The organism is Photorhabdus hainanensis (genome assembly GCF_018448965.1).
GTDB classification, from domain to species: Bacteria; Pseudomonadota; Gammaproteobacteria; order Enterobacterales; family Enterobacteriaceae; genus Photorhabdus; species Photorhabdus akhurstii.
Map to the genome: position 1 here is coordinate 26,777 of NZ_RCWD01000043.1, position 16,356 is coordinate 43,132.

General features: G+C 54.0%; 19 protein-coding genes. 7 read left to right on the forward strand and 12 right to left on the reverse strand.

All coding sequences use genetic code 11. The features are described 5' to 3' along the window. Positions 1-29 precede the first annotated feature (29 nt). A complete protein-coding gene (gene murA, locus EAE92_RS20310; protein ID WP_214069398.1) occupies positions 30-1,289 on the forward strand; it encodes a UDP-N-acetylglucosamine 1-carboxyvinyltransferase in 1,260 nt (419 codons plus the stop codon). 79 nt (positions 1,290-1,368) lie between these two features. Here murA and EAE92_RS20315 read toward each other — a convergent pair whose 3' ends face one another. The 5 genes from EAE92_RS20315 to EAE92_RS20335 form a co-directional block, all read right to left on the reverse strand. After that, on the reverse strand, positions 1,369-1,806 hold the full coding sequence (locus EAE92_RS20315; RefSeq protein WP_065390237.1) for a type IV secretion protein Rhs: 438 nt from the start codon (positions 1,804-1,806) through the stop codon (positions 1,369-1,371). Next, a complete protein-coding gene (locus EAE92_RS20320; RefSeq protein ID WP_228940685.1) occupies positions 1,803-2,030 on the reverse strand; it encodes a hypothetical protein in 228 nt (75 codons plus the stop codon). Before EAE92_RS20320 ends, EAE92_RS20315 begins: the two co-directional genes overlap by 4 nt. Positions 2,031-3,060: 1,030 nt before the next feature. Continuing rightward, a complete protein-coding gene (gene xerC, locus EAE92_RS20325) occupies positions 3,061-4,086 on the reverse strand; it encodes a site-specific tyrosine recombinase XerC (protein ID WP_214069399.1) in 1,026 nt (341 codons plus the stop codon). Between the two features lie 43 nt (positions 4,087-4,129). Beyond that, positions 4,130-4,294: a hypothetical protein gene (locus tag EAE92_RS20330; protein ID WP_214069400.1), complete on the reverse strand. Its 165-nt coding sequence runs from the start codon at positions 4,292-4,294 to the stop codon at positions 4,130-4,132. A gap of 10 nt (positions 4,295-4,304) precedes the next feature. Continuing rightward, positions 4,305-7,007, reverse strand: coding sequence for a CHC2 zinc finger domain-containing protein (locus EAE92_RS20335; RefSeq protein ID WP_214069401.1), 2,703 nt, complete (start codon positions 7,005-7,007; stop codon positions 4,305-4,307). Positions 7,008-7,109: 102 nt separating this feature from the next. Between EAE92_RS20335 and EAE92_RS20340 the strand changes: the two genes are divergently transcribed. From EAE92_RS20340 to EAE92_RS20350, 3 genes are all read left to right on the forward strand, one after another. Then, the gene (locus EAE92_RS20340) at positions 7,110-7,511 is read left to right on the forward strand and encodes a helix-turn-helix domain-containing protein (RefSeq protein ID WP_214069402.1); all 402 of its coding nucleotides are present in this window, start codon (positions 7,110-7,112) and stop codon (positions 7,509-7,511) included. Between the two features lie 73 nt (positions 7,512-7,584). Continuing rightward, entirely contained in the window at positions 7,585-7,905 is a 321-nt protein-coding gene (locus tag EAE92_RS20345) for a SymE family type I addiction module toxin (protein WP_214069403.1), read from the forward strand. Positions 7,906-7,918: 13 nt separating this feature from the next. Continuing rightward, positions 7,919-8,116 carry a DUF7706 family protein gene (locus EAE92_RS20350; protein WP_214069404.1) on the forward strand — a complete coding sequence of 66 codons (198 nt, stop codon included), beginning with the start codon at positions 7,919-7,921 and terminating at the stop codon, positions 8,114-8,116. Between the two features lie 57 nt (positions 8,117-8,173). Here EAE92_RS20350 and EAE92_RS20355 read toward each other — a convergent pair whose 3' ends face one another. From EAE92_RS20355 to EAE92_RS20375, 5 genes are all read right to left on the reverse strand, one after another. Continuing rightward, entirely contained in the window at positions 8,174-8,458 is a 285-nt protein-coding gene (locus EAE92_RS20355; RefSeq protein WP_133814652.1) for an Imm53 family immunity protein, read from the reverse strand. Beyond that, complete coding sequence (locus tag EAE92_RS20360; protein ID WP_207631823.1) at positions 8,455-8,727, reverse strand: hypothetical protein; 273 nt, start codon at positions 8,725-8,727, stop codon at positions 8,455-8,457. The genes EAE92_RS20355 and EAE92_RS20360 overlap by 4 nt, the downstream gene beginning before the upstream one ends. A gap of 991 nt (positions 8,728-9,718) precedes the next feature. After that, complete coding sequence (gene xerC, locus EAE92_RS20365; protein WP_214069399.1) at positions 9,719-10,744, reverse strand: site-specific tyrosine recombinase XerC; 1,026 nt, start codon at positions 10,742-10,744, stop codon at positions 9,719-9,721. A 43-nt stretch (positions 10,745-10,787) separates the two neighbouring features. Continuing rightward, positions 10,788-10,952, reverse strand: coding sequence for a hypothetical protein (locus EAE92_RS20370; protein ID WP_214069400.1), 165 nt, complete (start codon positions 10,950-10,952; stop codon positions 10,788-10,790). 10 nt (positions 10,953-10,962) lie between these two features. Next, a complete protein-coding gene (locus EAE92_RS20375; protein WP_214069401.1) occupies positions 10,963-13,665 on the reverse strand; it encodes a CHC2 zinc finger domain-containing protein in 2,703 nt (900 codons plus the stop codon). Positions 13,666-13,767: 102 nt separating this feature from the next. Here EAE92_RS20375 and EAE92_RS20380 point away from each other — a divergent pair, with 102 nt between their 5' ends. The 3 genes from EAE92_RS20380 (at position 13,768) to EAE92_RS20390 (ending at position 14,774) form a co-directional block, all read left to right on the forward strand. Further along, entirely contained in the window at positions 13,768-14,169 is a 402-nt protein-coding gene (locus EAE92_RS20380) for a helix-turn-helix domain-containing protein (RefSeq protein ID WP_214069402.1), read from the forward strand. Positions 14,170-14,242: 73 nt separating this feature from the next. Beyond that, on the forward strand, positions 14,243-14,563 hold the full coding sequence (locus EAE92_RS20385) for a SymE family type I addiction module toxin (RefSeq protein ID WP_214069403.1): 321 nt from the start codon (positions 14,243-14,245) through the stop codon (positions 14,561-14,563). Positions 14,564-14,576: 13 nt separating this feature from the next. Next, positions 14,577-14,774, forward strand: a complete 198-nt coding sequence (locus EAE92_RS20390; RefSeq protein ID WP_214069404.1) for a DUF7706 family protein — start codon at positions 14,577-14,579, stop codon at positions 14,772-14,774. Between the two features lie 57 nt (positions 14,775-14,831). Here EAE92_RS20390 and EAE92_RS20395 read toward each other — a convergent pair whose 3' ends face one another. Beyond that, positions 14,832-15,116: an Imm53 family immunity protein gene (locus EAE92_RS20395; RefSeq protein ID WP_133814652.1), complete on the reverse strand. Its 285-nt coding sequence runs from the start codon at positions 15,114-15,116 to the stop codon at positions 14,832-14,834. Then, positions 15,113-16,348 (reverse strand): RHS repeat domain-containing protein, encoded by a 1,236-nt coding sequence (locus EAE92_RS24775; RefSeq protein ID WP_479687653.1) that lies wholly within the window; start codon positions 16,346-16,348, stop codon positions 15,113-15,115. Before EAE92_RS24775 ends, EAE92_RS20395 begins: the two co-directional genes overlap by 4 nt. Positions 16,349-16,356 lie beyond the last annotated feature (8 nt).

The window sequence follows — 16,356 nt, forward strand, 5'->3', positions numbered from 1 at the left end:
AGCAAATTATATAAAGAGAGTCGTCACAGATGGATAAATTTCGTGTGAAAGGGCCCACTCGTCTGTCGGGTGAGGTTACTATTTCCGGGGCAAAAAATGCTGCATTGCCAATCCTGTTCGCCGCGTTGTTGGCTGAAGAGCCTGTTGAGTTGCAAAATGTTCCAGAATTGAAAGATATTGATACCACTATCAAATTATTGAATCGCCTTGGGACCAAAGTTGAACGTAATGGTTCTGTATTTGTGGATGCTCGCAGTGTGAATCAATATTGTGCGCCTTACGAGCTAGTGAAAACCATGCGTGCATCTATTTGGGCGTTAGGTCCTTTGGTGGCGCGTTTTGGTCAGGGACAAGTCTCTTTGCCGGGTGGTTGTGCTATTGGCGCTCGCCCGGTTGATCTGCATATCAGTGGCTTGGAGCAGTTAGGTGCTGAAATTGTTCTGGAAGAGGGCTACGTCAAGGCTTCCGTTAATGGACGTCTGAAAGGGGCTTGCATTGTGATGGATAAAGTCAGCGTTGGAGCGACAGTCACGATTATGACCGCGGCAACGTTGGCAGAAGGGACAACAGTTATTGAGAACGCAGCACGTGAACCTGAAATCGAAGATACGGCTAATTTCCTCAATACTTTGGGTGCAAAAATTACAGGGGCGGGCACAGACCATATCACCATTGAAGGCGTAGAACGTCTAGGTGGTGGTGTATATCGTGTACTACCTGATCGGATTGAAACGGGGACATTTCTTGTTGCGGCGGCGATATCCGGTGGCAAAGTGGTTTGCCGTCATGCTCAGCCTAATACGCTGGATGCGGTATTGGCTAAATTACGTGAGGCGGGTGCTGATATTGAAATTGGTAAAGATTGGATAAGCCTCGATATGCACGGTAAACGCCCTAAAGCGGTGACATTACGTACTGCTCCGCACCCAGGTTTCCCGACCGACATGCAGGCACAGTTCAGCTTACTGAATTTGGTTGCGGAAGGTGCTGGGATGATCACCGAAACTATTTTCGAAAACCGTTTCATGCATATCCCTGAATTAATTCGGATGGGTGCGCATGCGGAAATTGAAAGTAACACCGTGCTTTGTCATGGTGTTAAGAAATTATCCAGTGCACAGGTCATGGCGACGGATTTACGCGCATCGGCAAGTCTGGTTCTGGCGGGTTGTATTGCGGAAGGCGTGACGGTTGTTGACCGTATTTATCATATTGACCGGGGTTATGAACATATCGAAGATAAGTTGCGCGGACTTGGCGCCAACATTGAACGAGTGAAATCAACGTAGGCTTACTGTGGTATGCACCACGGTAGATCATAAGAAGGCCGGAAGATCACTTAGGATCTTCCGGCCTTCTTAATATGTTTTAGGATAAATTAGAGAACCCAAAATCTATATATCCCTCAGAGCTAATAACAAAGCACCATTTTTTATTTTCATCAAAAAAATAATGATGTTGTGGCACATTATTAATAACAAGCAAAGAAATAGCATGGAATTGCTCTGGATTCATAGCGATTGCAAAGTCTAAAGATGAATCATTTATATAATAAATCGTTTTACTGCCAGATATAACCTTGTTAATAGAATGATCTTCAACAAATTTATTCATTAATAGTTCCAAATCATCATCTTTCGTATATAAACAACTTTGATGATTATTGGTTTTTGACCAATCTATCTTAGAGCCTTTCCATTCAAAAGAATCTGATAAAGAGTCGGCTATTTCTTCCCAATCATCTATTATTACTGGAGGATTAGGTTGTTGATTGATTTCATTTCTAATTTCTTCATCAAGAGTCATGAGCCTCTCCACGGTTTTGATGGAAGATCAAATAGCTTTTGCAGCTTAGTGACTGTTTTCTCAGTAGCATCAAAAAGGAAATGTTCACCTTTTTCTTTTCCACTAAAGACATTAATATGGGCCCCGCTTCTTTCATCATATTCAATTCTAAAACCTGTTTTTCCATCAGCGGTAGTCATTCCGACAGGCTGGTTCTTTGTAGAACCAAACTTACCAGTGTTCACTTTCTCTGCTTTAAATTCTCTATCTGTAAGCCAATTTAATGCCTTATTTCTAGCTTGCTCAAACGAGTCTCTAACTGCTGGACAGCCAGCAAGACCCAGAGGGTCTTAGGGACTGCCCCGACACGACCATACTTTTTGACCGGGATTTTTTCTTTAATAACAACCTGTTAAAGAGCCACTTCGTCCCACTGCACTCACCGCCGCGAACCCAAAACCCCGATGTGCACTTTGCCGATTTTAGCTCACTTTTTCCCCGATGTCAGTGCCGGGTTTCCGCCCGCTTTTTCTGCCAGAACCGGGTTTTCTCGATAACCCGTGGCGGCGGGGCAGCTTGTCTGCGCCGCTGACGCGGGTTGGCCGGGTGCGGGCTGGCGAAGCCCGCAGGTGAAGCTGTTCAGCAGGGAAGCCCCCGGGGGCTGCACGGGGCGGAGATGGCGAGCACGGGAATGAGCAAGGAGCCTGCGACTGCGAACCGGGCGCAGCCAGTGCAGCAGGGTTGGGGCGGGGGCAATAAACCGCGGCCAGCTTGCTGGCCTGCCTTCAGGGCGGTTGACCCTGACGGACTGACCGACAACGACTTAAGGCGGGTGTTGATACCGGAGCCGCCACGGACGGCGGCGACTGCGGCGGTGGGTTTTAGCGCCGCGGCTGACAGCAGCGGGTGAGCGGGCGAACCCGGTGCGCCGCTGGGGCTGAGAAGCTCAACCCGGCGGCCAGCCGCTCACCGGGGTTGAGGTGGCCGCGCAGCGCCCGTGGGTGGGCGGCGCCGACATAATGTTCCGTTAAGCGTGGCGGGCCGTTCAGGCCCATTGCGCTTAATGCCACATTATGTTGAATGGCGGCTGACCGGCAACGATTGTTACAGAGAACGCCGAAGTTCAGCGCCGGGCGGCCGGCATTTACTGCCGGGCACGCCGGAGGTGGGGAGGCAGTCTGTGCGCAGGGACGCGCGCAGTCTGCCTTTCACTGCACCCCACGCGCTCACAGGGAACCGGCTAACCTTAAAGACTAGTCCGACAACACAGCGCGTTCAGACCGGCTTCGGGCTGTCCGGCTTGTTACTATTCGCCTGTTTGTCCTCTGGCCGCGTTGTCTGCTTTTTCTTCGGTTTCCGCTCTGCCGGGTGCGTCTGTTGATGAACTTCTTTAAGGTGTCCGATGGCAACCCGCGTGTAAATTTGCGTGGTCTCCAGCTTTTTATGCCCCAGTATCGCCTGGATATGCCGGGTGTCCGCGCCGTTCTCCAGCATCTGCGTCGCCATTGTGTGCCGGAACACGTGGCAGGACCCCGGTTTGTCGAGTTTTGCCTGCTCCCGGATGGTTCGCCCTGCGATTTGCGTTAAGGTGTTGCGGGCCAGCGGTCTGCCTCTGACGGTGATAAACATATGCCCGCTGTCATACCGATAAGCCAGTTGCGGGCGCACGCTGGCCAGATACCGCTCCAGCCACGCCAGCGCCCGTTCTCCTATCGGCACCACCCGGTCATGGCCGTTTTTTCCCTGCCGTACTACCACCACCCCGCGATGGCGGTCTATGTCGCCGAGTCTCAGATTAATCAGTTCTGTGCGCCGGATACCGGTATTCCAGAACACTTCCAGTATGGCGCGGTTACGCAGGCCGAGGGGCGTCTGGGTGTCGAGGCTGGTCAGCACATGCTCAGTCTCCGCATCGCTCAGTACCTGCGTCGGCAGCCGCTGCTCTTCTTTCGGCAGGATTAACATTTCTGTCGGGTTATACAGGATATGGTGGCGCTGTAATAACCAGCGGAACCACCCCCGTAAGGCACGGAGCCGTTGTAACTGGCTGTTATTGCCGTAATGCTGTCCGTCTGCCTTGCGGTAACGGCGCAGATAACGCTGCCAGCTCTCCAGCAACGGCAGGGAGACCTGCGGCGCATGGTAGACCGCCCGCATCTCGCACCAGTCGACGAACGGCGTTAACCATTCCCGATAGGTTTCCGGCGTTCGGGTGCTGTGCCCGCTGGCGGTCTGGATTTCCAGATACGCCTCAAGCTGCTGGCGTAAGGTCGCAAGGGTAAAAACAGGTTGTGTTTCCATTGTCTGCCTCTTAATGGGGGTCTGTCGGTATGCTACGGTTTTTTTATCCTGTCCTGCCGGAACAGTAATTTTTACTTAACCCGACCGCTTTGCTGTGAAGCCTTGCTGTATCTGACTTTGCGCTGATATTTTTAACCCGACCGCTTGCCGACCTGATACCGACCAGCGGGCGACCGCTTAACGCCTTACCCCGACCGGGCGATTTCATACTGCGCCATTCAGGGCGCTATCAGCCCGCTCAGGTGGGCAGCGTCGCTGCCTTCCCCGTCGAACAGCAGTTCGTAGATGAACGTCAGCCCGCGCCGGTGCAACAGCAGGTACTCCATTTCAACCAGCCGTGAGAGATGGATTTTCAGCTGGGTATCGCCCCACTGCACCGCATCACGCAACATTTTGCGGGTAAACAACATTTCATGGCGCGGCTGCCCGCTTTCCCTGACCCAGCTTTGTATCAGCAGCAACAGCCTGCGCGTCTGCGGCGGCATTTCATCAAGCGTCCGGCCTAATATCTCGTGGGCCAGCCGGTTCGCCAGGCGGATATCTTCTTTGGCGACTTCGATATATTCAAGCCGTTTGCCCCGGTGTTCCGCGGTTTTCACCTCGCGCTGGTGCTGATGCAGCAGGGCGATACTTTGTATCAGCGTGAGATATTTCATGTGGTCGCGGCGGGTGCGGGTTTTATCGCTCATGAACGTCAGTTGTGAGGCGTAAGGGTTAACCACATTGAGCGGGCGCAACAGCCGCTGGGCGTTCTGATGCAGCTCGGTGATATAGGTCTTTTCATTTTCCGCCAGTAAACCTTCGAGGGTCTGCTTATGGCGCTGTAAGGCATGGATAGCTTCGGTCTGTTCCCGCGATTCGTTCACGGTCAGGACTAAACAGCGGTTTAACAGCTCTTCATCGACATCAATCGCCGTGGTGGTGAGCATCAGCATCACCGGTCCTTTCACTGTGTACTGTTTGGTGACCAGATTCCCGCTGGCGTCGTCTTTACCGGTGCTGGCAATGGTCAGTTCGCCGTCGCTTTGCAACAGCTTAAGCGCGTAGGCGGCCTGCCGCACCCCTTCTTCTTCGGCAATGGCTAAGATTTTATGCTGGAGATTGGTTTCCCCCAGATAGAACAGACTCTGGCCGGTCATGGCGCTGTATTGCAGCCGTTCTTCTTCCGGTATCAGATTGAGGACCGCATCCATCAGTGAACTTTTCCCGGCTGCGCTGCTGCTCTGTATCAGCACGGCCAGCGGACGTTCCAGCTTGCGGCTGACGGCAGCTAAGTAACCGGCCAGCAGGTTAGTGGATTCCCCCACCACGCCACAGGCGGCTAAGTCAGCGGTGATGCGCTCACTCAGTTGCGGGTCTTGCAGCAGCGCCAGCGCCGCTGCCCGCTCGGCGTCGTTCATTTCTGGTGTTTTCTGCTCAGTTCCCATTTCCCCCTGCTGCTGCCACTGCTCAACCGCCAGTAACACCTGCCCCAGTGCCCGGCGAATATCCCCCTCAGCCAGCCCCAGCTCAGCCGCGGCCATCCGCGCGTAACCCTGACGGCTGCGTGCGCTCATCAGGTCAACGCCATCCAGGAACATCACGCCGCTTTGGGTATCAATGACCTGCGCATTGAGTTTCATGGCAACTGCGCCCGCTTTCACGGAAGACAACCCCCGAATGCACCAGCGCAGGCTGCCCAGCGAGACCTTAAGTTCCCCGTCTGCCCCCGCTTCCCAGATGAGGCCGGGCGTCGGGTTTTGCACTGCCGCCACAGCAGCGGCTAAAGCCGGTGGCGGGGCGGCTTCGGCGGATACCTCCGCTTCCGTGCGCGTTGTCACTGCGGTTGACATTGGCGTCGCGCTCTCAAGCAGCAGGGAGAAAGCGGCTTCCGGCTCGGCCGCCTGACACAGATACTCATTCGCATCCATTTCGGGCGGGAACATCACGCGCAGCGGGGTGATACCTTTTGTCAGCAGCGCCGCCGCCAGTTTTACCGCCGCTTCATTGCCCGCGCTGTCATTGTCGAACGCGATAAGCGCCTGTTTGATGCCATGCCGCTCAAACGCCTGCCAGTGGTCAGCCGTCACCCCGTTGACCCCGTAAGCGGCGGTCACGTTCCGATGACCGGCGACCCAGAACGACATCGCATCAATCAGCGATTCACATAAGATAAGGCTTTTCGAGGCCATCAGCGCCGCTTCATTCCAGACCCCGCGATGGGGACCTGGCAGATAGAGATGATAGACGGACCCCGGCCGCAACCGGTCCCGGATTTTGCGCCCGTATACTTCCCGGACCTGCCCCTCAAGGTCAATCACCGGTATAACCAGCGCTCCGCTAAAGTGTTCATGACCCGATTCACGCATCAACCCTACCGCCCGCAGTCGCGCCCGGATTTCAGCGCCCGGTTTGAGCTTCTTCGACGGCAGCCGATACCCCAGCGTGCGATTGGCAAAGCCCAGCCGGAAGTGAGCCACTAACTCCGGGTGATTGAGTCGCCGCTGGGTCAGATACGCCTGCATCTCCGGCGCGTTCAGCAACGTGTGGTGATAGAACTCAACCACCCGATGCAGCAGCGCCTGCCGGCCGGCTTCATCTTCGGCCAGCAATGTTGGTTCAGACGGCGCAACCAGCGGTTCGACCGCCGGATTTTCGCCCAATAAAGCCCGCAACCGCTCCGCCGCATGGCGCAGGCTTAAGCTTTCGGTTTTCATCACCCAGTCCAGCACCGAACCGCCCGCATTACAGCCGAAGCAGTGATACAGATTCTTTTTCGGGCTGAGCACCATTGACGGGGTTTTCTCCTGATGAAACGGGCACAGCACCACGTAATCGTCTTTGCCGTGTTTAATCAGCTTTCGTCCCTGTTGTTCCGCCACGGCCACTAAGGAGGCGGCGGCTTTCAGGTGCTGTAATTCTGCTTCCGGGATGCGTGCCATAAAAATGTTCCTTTTAAACCCTTGTCAATAGACATATATGTAGATTATATTATCTATACATTATGGGATTTGCAACAGGCAGCTAAAAAAGGAGACGATACAATGAACCCTATTGATTCATTGTGTGCAGGGTTGGATATGTCAGCATTTGCAGAACGTCTTCGCTTGTTGCGTGAGGCACGTAATTTAAGTCAGGTTCGGCTGGCTGAACTGTTGGGCGTTGATCCGCGCGCTTATAATCGTTGGGAAAAAGGCGCGAGTGCGCCACATTTGGAAACGGTTATTAAGATCGCTGATGTGCTCCAGGTCACGATAGATGAACTGGTTGGCCGCAAGGCCATATCGGATGAAGTGAAGATCCGCAACCACACATTACATTCCTTGTGGCAAAAAGCGGACCTGTTGCCAGATACCGATCAACAAGCGTTGATTTTGGTGCTTGACAGCTTTGTCAAGAAAGCAATGGTTGAACAGGCAATGGGATTTAACAGCACTAAGCGTTGAGATAGCGCGGCAGACGGTGAGTTCGCACCTCACGTCTGCCGCTCACCACAAGCAACTAAAAGAGGTAGTTACTATGGCTAAGGCGCATTCTAAAGCAGAAGCGGCAGTAAATAAAGCCGTGAAAACAGAACGTTATTACACCGTGGGTTATGTACCGAACGGGAATAAGGTCAACAACGCCACACCGGCAATACATCTTAAGGGCCAGTGGCTCAGACAGGCGGGATTTAATACTGGCGGCCAGATTACGGTGAAGGTGATGGATGGTTGTCTGGTGCTGATTCCAGAGAGTGAGGCCACGCAACAACAGCATCAGCAGTACCAGCGGCAACAGGCCCAACTGCGGGAGATTAAGCAGCAGATGCAGGCGCTGATAACCGGTTTTGCGGGTTAAGGAAGAGGATAAAATGAAAGTGGTGATTGAACATTTGCAGGACATTCAGTTAACTCACATTGAAGCGCTGGCTCTGGCCCAACTGGTTAAACGGCTGAACTGGGCAGAGATACGCGCCTGTGCCGTGAATGACGAGGAAGCGTATCAGATTAAGGATGCGATCGCTAAGCTCCAGTCCGCTCTGGCTTACCGTGGGTATTCACCAAGATAGATCATCAGAAAGCCGGAAGATCTCGAAAGATCTTTCCGGCTTTAATTAATTATATTTCTACACTTTATCAAGCCATTGTGCTGCATATTTCAGTATTGTCTCTAAATTTGCAATACCTCCATATCCTTTAAATTCTCTTTCACTTGCCTTTATATTTACCCAATCGGCATCAGTGTTATTTACAATAATATTTAATGGGTTTTTCCCATTTTCTCCTGATATATTAACCTTCCAACCAGGATTATCTAATGTACTGATATCAAAGCCATATTCATGTTCCCACATTCCATCGCATTTAGATTGATACCAGTTTTGAAGGTGTTCAATGATATTATCATTCATTTTAATATCCCTTGTTTTTTAGCTAGTTCTCTAGCTGTACGTATATCTTGCTTAGTAGCAGGTCTGGCTACTTCCTGCTTTTTCAAAGGAAAGCGTTTTCCATTAGGAGCTATATTTATTGGTGAAGTTTGAACATGTGGAGTTGGTATATCCGTTTGGGTTATTTTATCAAAATGCGCTCTACCTCTTAAATCTATATGCCCCATAGTCGTTGGAGTTGAGAATGTCACTGTATTTTTATTAAGTTGATTAGCTAACTCCTCTGCCATTTCTTGAGCATTTTTAGACTTATTACCAACATCTTGGCAATTTTTACCGGCTAACCCGAATGGGTCTTAGGGACTGCCCCGACACGACCATACTTTTTGACCGGGATTTTTTCTTTAATAACAACCTGTTAAAGAGCCACTTCGTCCCACTGCACTCACCGCCGCGAACCCAAAACCCCGATGTGCACTTTGCCGATTTTAGCTCACTTTTTCCCCGATGTCAGTGCCGGGTTTCCGCCCGCTTTTTCTGCCAGAACCGGGTTTTCTCGATAACCCGTGGCGGCGGGGCAGCTTGTCTGCGCCGCTGACGCGGGTTGGCCGGGTGCGGGCTGGCGAAGCCCGCAGGTGAAGCTGTTCAGCAGGGAAGCCCCCGGGGGCTGCACGGGGCGGAGATGGCGAGCACGGGAATGAGCAAGGAGCCTGCGACTGCGAACCGGGCGCAGCCAGTGCAGCAGGGTTGGGGCGGGGGCAATAAACCGCGGCCAGCTTGCTGGCCTGCCTTCAGGGCGGTTGACCCTGACGGACTGACCGACAACGACTTAAGGCGGGTGTTGATACCGGAGCCGCCACGGACGGCGGCGACTGCGGCGGTGGGTTTTAGCGCCGCGGCTGACAGCAGCGGGTGAGCGGGCGAACCCGGTGCGCCGCTGGGGCTGAGAAGCTCAACCCGGCGGCCAGCCGCTCACCGGGGTTGAGGTGGCCGCGCAGCGCCCGTGGGTGGGCGGCGCCGACATAATGTTCCGTTAAGCGTGGCGGGCCGTTCAGGCCCATTGCGCTTAATGCCACATTATGTTGAATGGCGGCTGACCGGCAACGATTGTTACAGAGAACGCCGAAGTTCAGCGCCGGGCGGCCGGCATTTACTGCCGGGCACGCCGGAGGTGGGGAGGCAGTCTGTGCGCAGGGACGCGCGCAGTCTGCCTTTCACTGCACCCCACGCGCTCACAGGGAACCGGCTAACCTTAAAGACTAGTCCGACAACACAGCGCGTTCAGACCGGCTTCGGGCTGTCCGGCTTGTTACTATTCGCCTGTTTGTCCTCTGGCCGCGTTGTCTGCTTTTTCTTCGGTTTCCGCTCTGCCGGGTGCGTCTGTTGATGAACTTCTTTAAGGTGTCCGATGGCAACCCGCGTGTAAATTTGCGTGGTCTCCAGCTTTTTATGCCCCAGTATCGCCTGGATATGCCGGGTGTCCGCGCCGTTCTCCAGCATCTGCGTCGCCATTGTGTGCCGGAACACGTGGCAGGACCCCGGTTTGTCGAGTTTTGCCTGCTCCCGGATGGTTCGCCCTGCGATTTGCGTTAAGGTGTTGCGGGCCAGCGGTCTGCCTCTGACGGTGATAAACATATGCCCGCTGTCATACCGATAAGCCAGTTGCGGGCGCACGCTGGCCAGATACCGCTCCAGCCACGCCAGCGCCCGTTCTCCTATCGGCACCACCCGGTCATGGCCGTTTTTTCCCTGCCGTACTACCACCACCCCGCGATGGCGGTCTATGTCGCCGAGTCTCAGATTAATCAGTTCTGTGCGCCGGATACCGGTATTCCAGAACACTTCCAGTATGGCGCGGTTACGCAGGCCGAGGGGCGTCTGGGTGTCGAGGCTGGTCAGCACATGCTCAGTCTCCGCATCGCTCAGTACCTGCGTCGGCAGCCGCTGCTCTTCTTTCGGCAGGATTAACATTTCTGTCGGGTTATACAGGATATGGTGGCGCTGTAATAACCAGCGGAACCACCCCCGTAAGGCACGGAGCCGTTGTAACTGGCTGTTATTGCCGTAATGCTGTCCGTCTGCCTTGCGGTAACGGCGCAGATAACGCTGCCAGCTCTCCAGCAACGGCAGGGAGACCTGCGGCGCATGGTAGACCGCCCGCATCTCGCACCAGTCGACGAACGGCGTTAACCATTCCCGATAGGTTTCCGGCGTTCGGGTGCTGTGCCCGCTGGCGGTCTGGATTTCCAGATACGCCTCAAGCTGCTGGCGTAAGGTCGCAAGGGTAAAAACAGGTTGTGTTTCCATTGTCTGCCTCTTAATGGGGGTCTGTCGGTATGCTACGGTTTTTTTATCCTGTCCTGCCGGAACAGTAATTTTTACTTAACCCGACCGCTTTGCTGTGAAGCCTTGCTGTATCTGACTTTGCGCTGATATTTTTAACCCGACCGCTTGCCGACCTGATACCGACCAGCGGGCGACCGCTTAACGCCTTACCCCGACCGGGCGATTTCATACTGCGCCATTCAGGGCGCTATCAGCCCGCTCAGGTGGGCAGCGTCGCTGCCTTCCCCGTCGAACAGCAGTTCGTAGATGAACGTCAGCCCGCGCCGGTGCAACAGCAGGTACTCCATTTCAACCAGCCGTGAGAGATGGATTTTCAGCTGGGTATCGCCCCACTGCACCGCATCACGCAACATTTTGCGGGTAAACAACATTTCATGGCGCGGCTGCCCGCTTTCCCTGACCCAGCTTTGTATCAGCAGCAACAGCCTGCGCGTCTGCGGCGGCATTTCATCAAGCGTCCGGCCTAATATCTCGTGGGCCAGCCGGTTCGCCAGGCGGATATCTTCTTTGGCGACTTCGATATATTCAAGCCGTTTGCCCCGGTGTTCCGCGGTTTTCACCTCGCGCTGGTGCTGATGCAGCAGGGCGATACTTTGTATCAGCGTGAGATATTTCATGTGGTCGCGGCGGGTGCGGGTTTTATCGCTCATGAACGTCAGTTGTGAGGCGTAAGGGTTAACCACATTGAGCGGGCGCAACAGCCGCTGGGCGTTCTGATGCAGCTCGGTGATATAGGTCTTTTCATTTTCCGCCAGTAAACCTTCGAGGGTCTGCTTATGGCGCTGTAAGGCATGGATAGCTTCGGTCTGTTCCCGCGATTCGTTCACGGTCAGGACTAAACAGCGGTTTAACAGCTCTTCATCGACATCAATCGCCGTGGTGGTGAGCATCAGCATCACCGGTCCTTTCACTGTGTACTGTTTGGTGACCAGATTCCCGCTGGCGTCGTCTTTACCGGTGCTGGCAATGGTCAGTTCGCCGTCGCTTTGCAACAGCTTAAGCGCGTAGGCGGCCTGCCGCACCCCTTCTTCTTCGGCAATGGCTAAGATTTTATGCTGGAGATTGGTTTCCCCCAGATAGAACAGACTCTGGCCGGTCATGGCGCTGTATTGCAGCCGTTCTTCTTCCGGTATCAGATTGAGGACCGCATCCATCAGTGAACTTTTCCCGGCTGCGCTGCTGCTCTGTATCAGCACGGCCAGCGGACGTTCCAGCTTGCGGCTGACGGCAGCTAAGTAACCGGCCAGCAGGTTAGTGGATTCCCCCACCACGCCACAGGCGGCTAAGTCAGCGGTGATGCGCTCACTCAGTTGCGGGTCTTGCAGCAGCGCCAGCGCCGCTGCCCGCTCGGCGTCGTTCATTTCTGGTGTTTTCTGCTCAGTTCCCATTTCCCCCTGCTGCTGCCACTGCTCAACCGCCAGTAACACCTGCCCCAGTGCCCGGCGAATATCCCCCTCAGCCAGCCCCAGCTCAGCCGCGGCCATCCGCGCGTAACCCTGACGGCTGCGTGCGCTCATCAGGTCAACGCCATCCAGGAACATCACGCCGCTTTGGGTATCAATGACCTGCGCATTGAGTTTCATGGCAACTGCGCCCGCTTTCACGGAAGACAACCCCCGAATGCACCAGCGCAGGCTGCCCAGCGAGACCTTAAGTTCCCCGTCTGCCCCCGCTTCCCAGATGAGGCCGGGCGTCGGGTTTTGCACTGCCGCCACAGCAGCGGCTAAAGCCGGTGGCGGGGCGGCTTCGGCGGATACCTCCGCTTCCGTGCGCGTTGTCACTGCGGTTGACATTGGCGTCGCGCTCTCAAGCAGCAGGGAGAAAGCGGCTTCCGGCTCGGCCGCCTGACACAGATACTCATTCGCATCCATTTCGGGCGGGAACATCACGCGCAGCGGGGTGATACCTTTTGTCAGCAGCGCCGCCGCCAGTTTTACCGCCGCTTCATTGCCCGCGCTGTCATTGTCGAACGCGATAAGCGCCTGTTTGATGCCATGCCGCTCAAACGCCTGCCAGTGGTCAGCCGTCACCCCGTTGACCCCGTAAGCGGCGGTCACGTTCCGATGACCGGCGACCCAGAACGACATCGCATCAATCAGCGATTCACATAAGATAAGGCTTTTCGAGGCCATCAGCGCCGCTTCATTCCAGACCCCGCGATGGGGACCTGGCAGATAGAGATGATAGACGGACCCCGGCCGCAACCGGTCCCGGATTTTGCGCCCGTATACTTCCCGGACCTGCCCCTCAAGGTCAATCACCGGTATAACCAGCGCTCCGCTAAAGTGTTCATGACCCGATTCACGCATCAACCCTACCGCCCGCAGTCGCGCCCGGATTTCAGCGCCCGGTTTGAGCTTCTTCGACGGCAGCCGATACCCCAGCGTGCGATTGGCAAAGCCCAGCCGGAAGTGAGCCACTAACTCCGGGTGATTGAGTCGCCGCTGGGTCAGATACGCCTGCATCTCCGGCGCGTTCAGCAACGTGTGGTGATAGAACTCAACCACCCGATGCAGCAGCGCCTGCCGGCCGGCTTCATCTTCGGCCAGCAATGTTGGTTCAGACGGCGCAACCAGCGGTTCGACCGCCGGATTTTCGCCCAATAAAGCCCGCAACCGCTCCGCCGCATGGCGCAGGCTTAAGCTTTCGGTTTTCATCACCCAGTCCAGCACCGAACCGCCCGCATTACAGCCGAAGCAGTGATACAGATTCTTTTTCGGGCTGAGCACCATTGACGGGGTTTTCTCCTGATGAAACGGGCACAGCACCACGTAATCGTCTTTGCCGTGTTTAATCAGCTTTCGTCCCTGTTGTTCCGCCACGGCCACTAAGGAGGCGGCGGCTTTCAGGTGCTGTAATTCTGCTTCCGGGATGCGTGCCATAAAAATGTTCCTTTTAAACCCTTGTCAATAGACATATATGTAGATTATATTATCTATACATTATGGGATTTGCAACAGGCAGCTAAAAAAGGAGACGATACAATGAACCCTATTGATTCATTGTGTGCAGGGTTGGATATGTCAGCATTTGCAGAACGTCTTCGCTTGTTGCGTGAGGCACGTAATTTAAGTCAGGTTCGGCTGGCTGAACTGTTGGGCGTTGATCCGCGCGCTTATAATCGTTGGGAAAAAGGCGCGAGTGCGCCACATTTGGAAACGGTTATTAAGATCGCTGATGTGCTCCAGGTCACGATAGATGAACTGGTTGGCCGCAAGGCCATATCGGATGAAGTGAAGATCCGCAACCACACATTACATTCCTTGTGGCAAAAAGCGGACCTGTTGCCAGATACCGATCAACAAGCGTTGATTTTGGTGCTTGACAGCTTTGTCAAGAAAGCAATGGTTGAACAGGCAATGGGATTTAACAGCACTAAGCGTTGAGATAGCGCGGCAGACGGTGAGTTCGCACCTCACGTCTGCCGCTCACCACAAGCAACTAAAAGAGGTAGTTACTATGGCTAAGGCGCATTCTAAAGCAGAAGCGGCAGTAAATAAAGCCGTGAAAACAGAACGTTATTACACCGTGGGTTATGTACCGAACGGGAATAAGGTCAACAACGCCACACCGGCAATACATCTTAAGGGCCAGTGGCTCAGACAGGCGGGATTTAATACTGGCGGCCAGATTACGGTGAAGGTGATGGATGGTTGTCTGGTGCTGATTCCAGAGAGTGAGGCCACGCAACAACAGCATCAGCAGTACCAGCGGCAACAGGCCCAACTGCGGGAGATTAAGCAGCAGATGCAGGCGCTGATAACCGGTTTTGCGGGTTAAGGAAGAGGATAAAATGAAAGTGGTGATTGAACATTTGCAGGACATTCAGTTAACTCACATTGAAGCGCTGGCTCTGGCCCAACTGGTTAAACGGCTGAACTGGGCAGAGATACGCGCCTGTGCCGTGAATGACGAGGAAGCGTATCAGATTAAGGATGCGATCGCTAAGCTCCAGTCCGCTCTGGCTTACCGTGGGTATTCACCAAGATAGATCATCAGAAAGCCGGAAGATCTCGAAAGATCTTTCCGGCTTTAATTAATTATATTTCTACACTTTATCAAGCCATTGTGCTGCATATTTCAGTATTGTCTCTAAATTTGCAATACCTCCATATCCTTTAAATTCTCTTTCACTTGCCTTTATATTTACCCAATCGGCATCAGTGTTATTTACAATAATATTTAATGGGTTTTTCCCATTTTCTCCTGATATATTAACCTTCCAACCAGGATTATCTAATGTACTGATATCAAAGCCATATTCATGTTCCCACATTCCATCGCATTTAGATTGATACCAGTTTTGAAGGTGTTCAATGATATTATCATTCATTTTAATATCCCTTGTTTTTTAGCTAGTTCTCTAGCTGTACGTATATCTTGCTTAGTAGCAGGTCTGGCTACTTCCTGCTTTTTCAAAGGAAAGCGTTTTCCATTAGGAGCTATATTTATTGGTGAAGTTTGAACATGTGGAGTTGGTATATCCGTTTGGGTTATTTTATCAAAATGCGCTCTACCTCTTAAATCTATATGCCCCATAGTCGTTGGAGTTGAGAATGTCACTGTATTTTTATTAAGTTGATTAGCTAACTCCTCTGCCATTTCTTGAGCATTTTTAGACTTATTACCAACATCTTGGCAATTTTTACCGGCTAACCCGAATGGGTCGATCCAACCCGTCGGATTATGCACGTAACTGTAAGGATTTACTCCTCCTGCTAACCCCCAAGGATCGGGGCTGAGGTAGCACGCTGCTTCCGGCAAATAATACCTGAACCGGTTATAAAATAAACCACTTTCCTCATCAAAAAGTTGTCCGGCGAATCGGAGGCCCGGGTCCAGTTGCGGATTCTCGCCGTGTCCGCCCAGCCGCAGCCCGTACAGGGACTGCTTCGGCCGCCGCCACACCCGCTTGCCTGCCGGGTCGAACAGCGCCAGCGGCTCGCCGGTCGGGGCGCTGACCGCATACTGGGTCTGCACCTCCCCGGCCATCAGCTCCACCCGGTTGTCCAGATTAAGCGTAAACTGTTGCGTCTGCTGCGCTATCAGCTCCCAGCCGTCAAACACCAGATGGCGGATCATTTTCAGCCGGCCGTGCTGATATTCCCGGATTTCCGCCGGCACGTCGCCGTCCCACACATAGGTGGTCCGCTTACCGCTCTGGATACACCGTTTTTCTATCCGTCGCCCGAAAGCGTCATAGCGATATTCCCACGCTATCCCGTCCGGGGTGATAAGCCCGGTCAGCTGATTCTGGCTGTTCCACCGGTATTTTGTCAGCGCCAGCCGGCAACCTTCCGCTAAAAACTGCTTCTCCTGCATGCGGCCGGCCCGGTCGTAAACAAACCGGTGCGAGCCCACCCAGTTCAGGCGATGGCCCTCCTGATAGAGGGTTTCCCCCATAATCTCCTGCACCCCGTCAAACCGTCTTGACGGGTACCCGGTTTCATCATACTGATAATGCTCCCGCAGTGTCCGTCCCTCCCCCACCGACATCACCTGGCCGTTGCCGTTGAGGAGATAATTTAACGGCTGCCCGTCATCACTGACGGCGGTCAGGTTCAGCGCGGCAT

What these genes read in the sequence shown, in the direction of transcription:
- murA (WP_214069398.1), top strand. Translation starts at nt 30, where the DNA reads ATGGATAAATTTCGTGTGAAAGGGCCCACTCGTCTGTCGGGTGAGGTT.
- EAE92_RS20315 (WP_065390237.1), bottom strand. Translation starts at nt 1,806, where the DNA reads ATGACTCTTGATGAAGAAATTAGAAATGAAATCAATCAACAACCTAAT.
- xerC (WP_214069399.1), bottom strand. Translation starts at nt 4,086, where the DNA reads ATGGAAACACAACCTGTTTTTACCCTTGCGACCTTACGCCAGCAGCTT.
- EAE92_RS20330 (WP_214069400.1), bottom strand. Translation starts at nt 4,294, where the DNA reads ATGAAATCGCCCGGTCGGGGTAAGGCGTTAAGCGGTCGCCCGCTGGTC.
- EAE92_RS20335 (WP_214069401.1), bottom strand. Translation starts at nt 7,007, where the DNA reads ATGGCACGCATCCCGGAAGCAGAATTACAGCACCTGAAAGCCGCCGCC.
- EAE92_RS20340 (WP_214069402.1), top strand. Translation starts at nt 7,110, where the DNA reads ATGAACCCTATTGATTCATTGTGTGCAGGGTTGGATATGTCAGCATTT.
- EAE92_RS20345 (WP_214069403.1), top strand. Translation starts at nt 7,585, where the DNA reads ATGGCTAAGGCGCATTCTAAAGCAGAAGCGGCAGTAAATAAAGCCGTG.
- EAE92_RS20350 (WP_214069404.1), top strand. Translation starts at nt 7,919, where the DNA reads ATGAAAGTGGTGATTGAACATTTGCAGGACATTCAGTTAACTCACATT.
- EAE92_RS20355 (WP_133814652.1), bottom strand. Translation starts at nt 8,458, where the DNA reads ATGAATGATAATATCATTGAACACCTTCAAAACTGGTATCAATCTAAA.
- EAE92_RS20360 (WP_207631823.1), bottom strand. Translation starts at nt 8,727, where the DNA reads ATGGCAGAGGAGTTAGCTAATCAACTTAATAAAAATACAGTGACATTC.
- xerC (WP_214069399.1), bottom strand. Translation starts at nt 10,744, where the DNA reads ATGGAAACACAACCTGTTTTTACCCTTGCGACCTTACGCCAGCAGCTT.
- EAE92_RS20370 (WP_214069400.1), bottom strand. Translation starts at nt 10,952, where the DNA reads ATGAAATCGCCCGGTCGGGGTAAGGCGTTAAGCGGTCGCCCGCTGGTC.
- EAE92_RS20375 (WP_214069401.1), bottom strand. Translation starts at nt 13,665, where the DNA reads ATGGCACGCATCCCGGAAGCAGAATTACAGCACCTGAAAGCCGCCGCC.
- EAE92_RS20380 (WP_214069402.1), top strand. Translation starts at nt 13,768, where the DNA reads ATGAACCCTATTGATTCATTGTGTGCAGGGTTGGATATGTCAGCATTT.
- EAE92_RS20385 (WP_214069403.1), top strand. Translation starts at nt 14,243, where the DNA reads ATGGCTAAGGCGCATTCTAAAGCAGAAGCGGCAGTAAATAAAGCCGTG.
- EAE92_RS20390 (WP_214069404.1), top strand. Translation starts at nt 14,577, where the DNA reads ATGAAAGTGGTGATTGAACATTTGCAGGACATTCAGTTAACTCACATT.
- EAE92_RS20395 (WP_133814652.1), bottom strand. Translation starts at nt 15,116, where the DNA reads ATGAATGATAATATCATTGAACACCTTCAAAACTGGTATCAATCTAAA.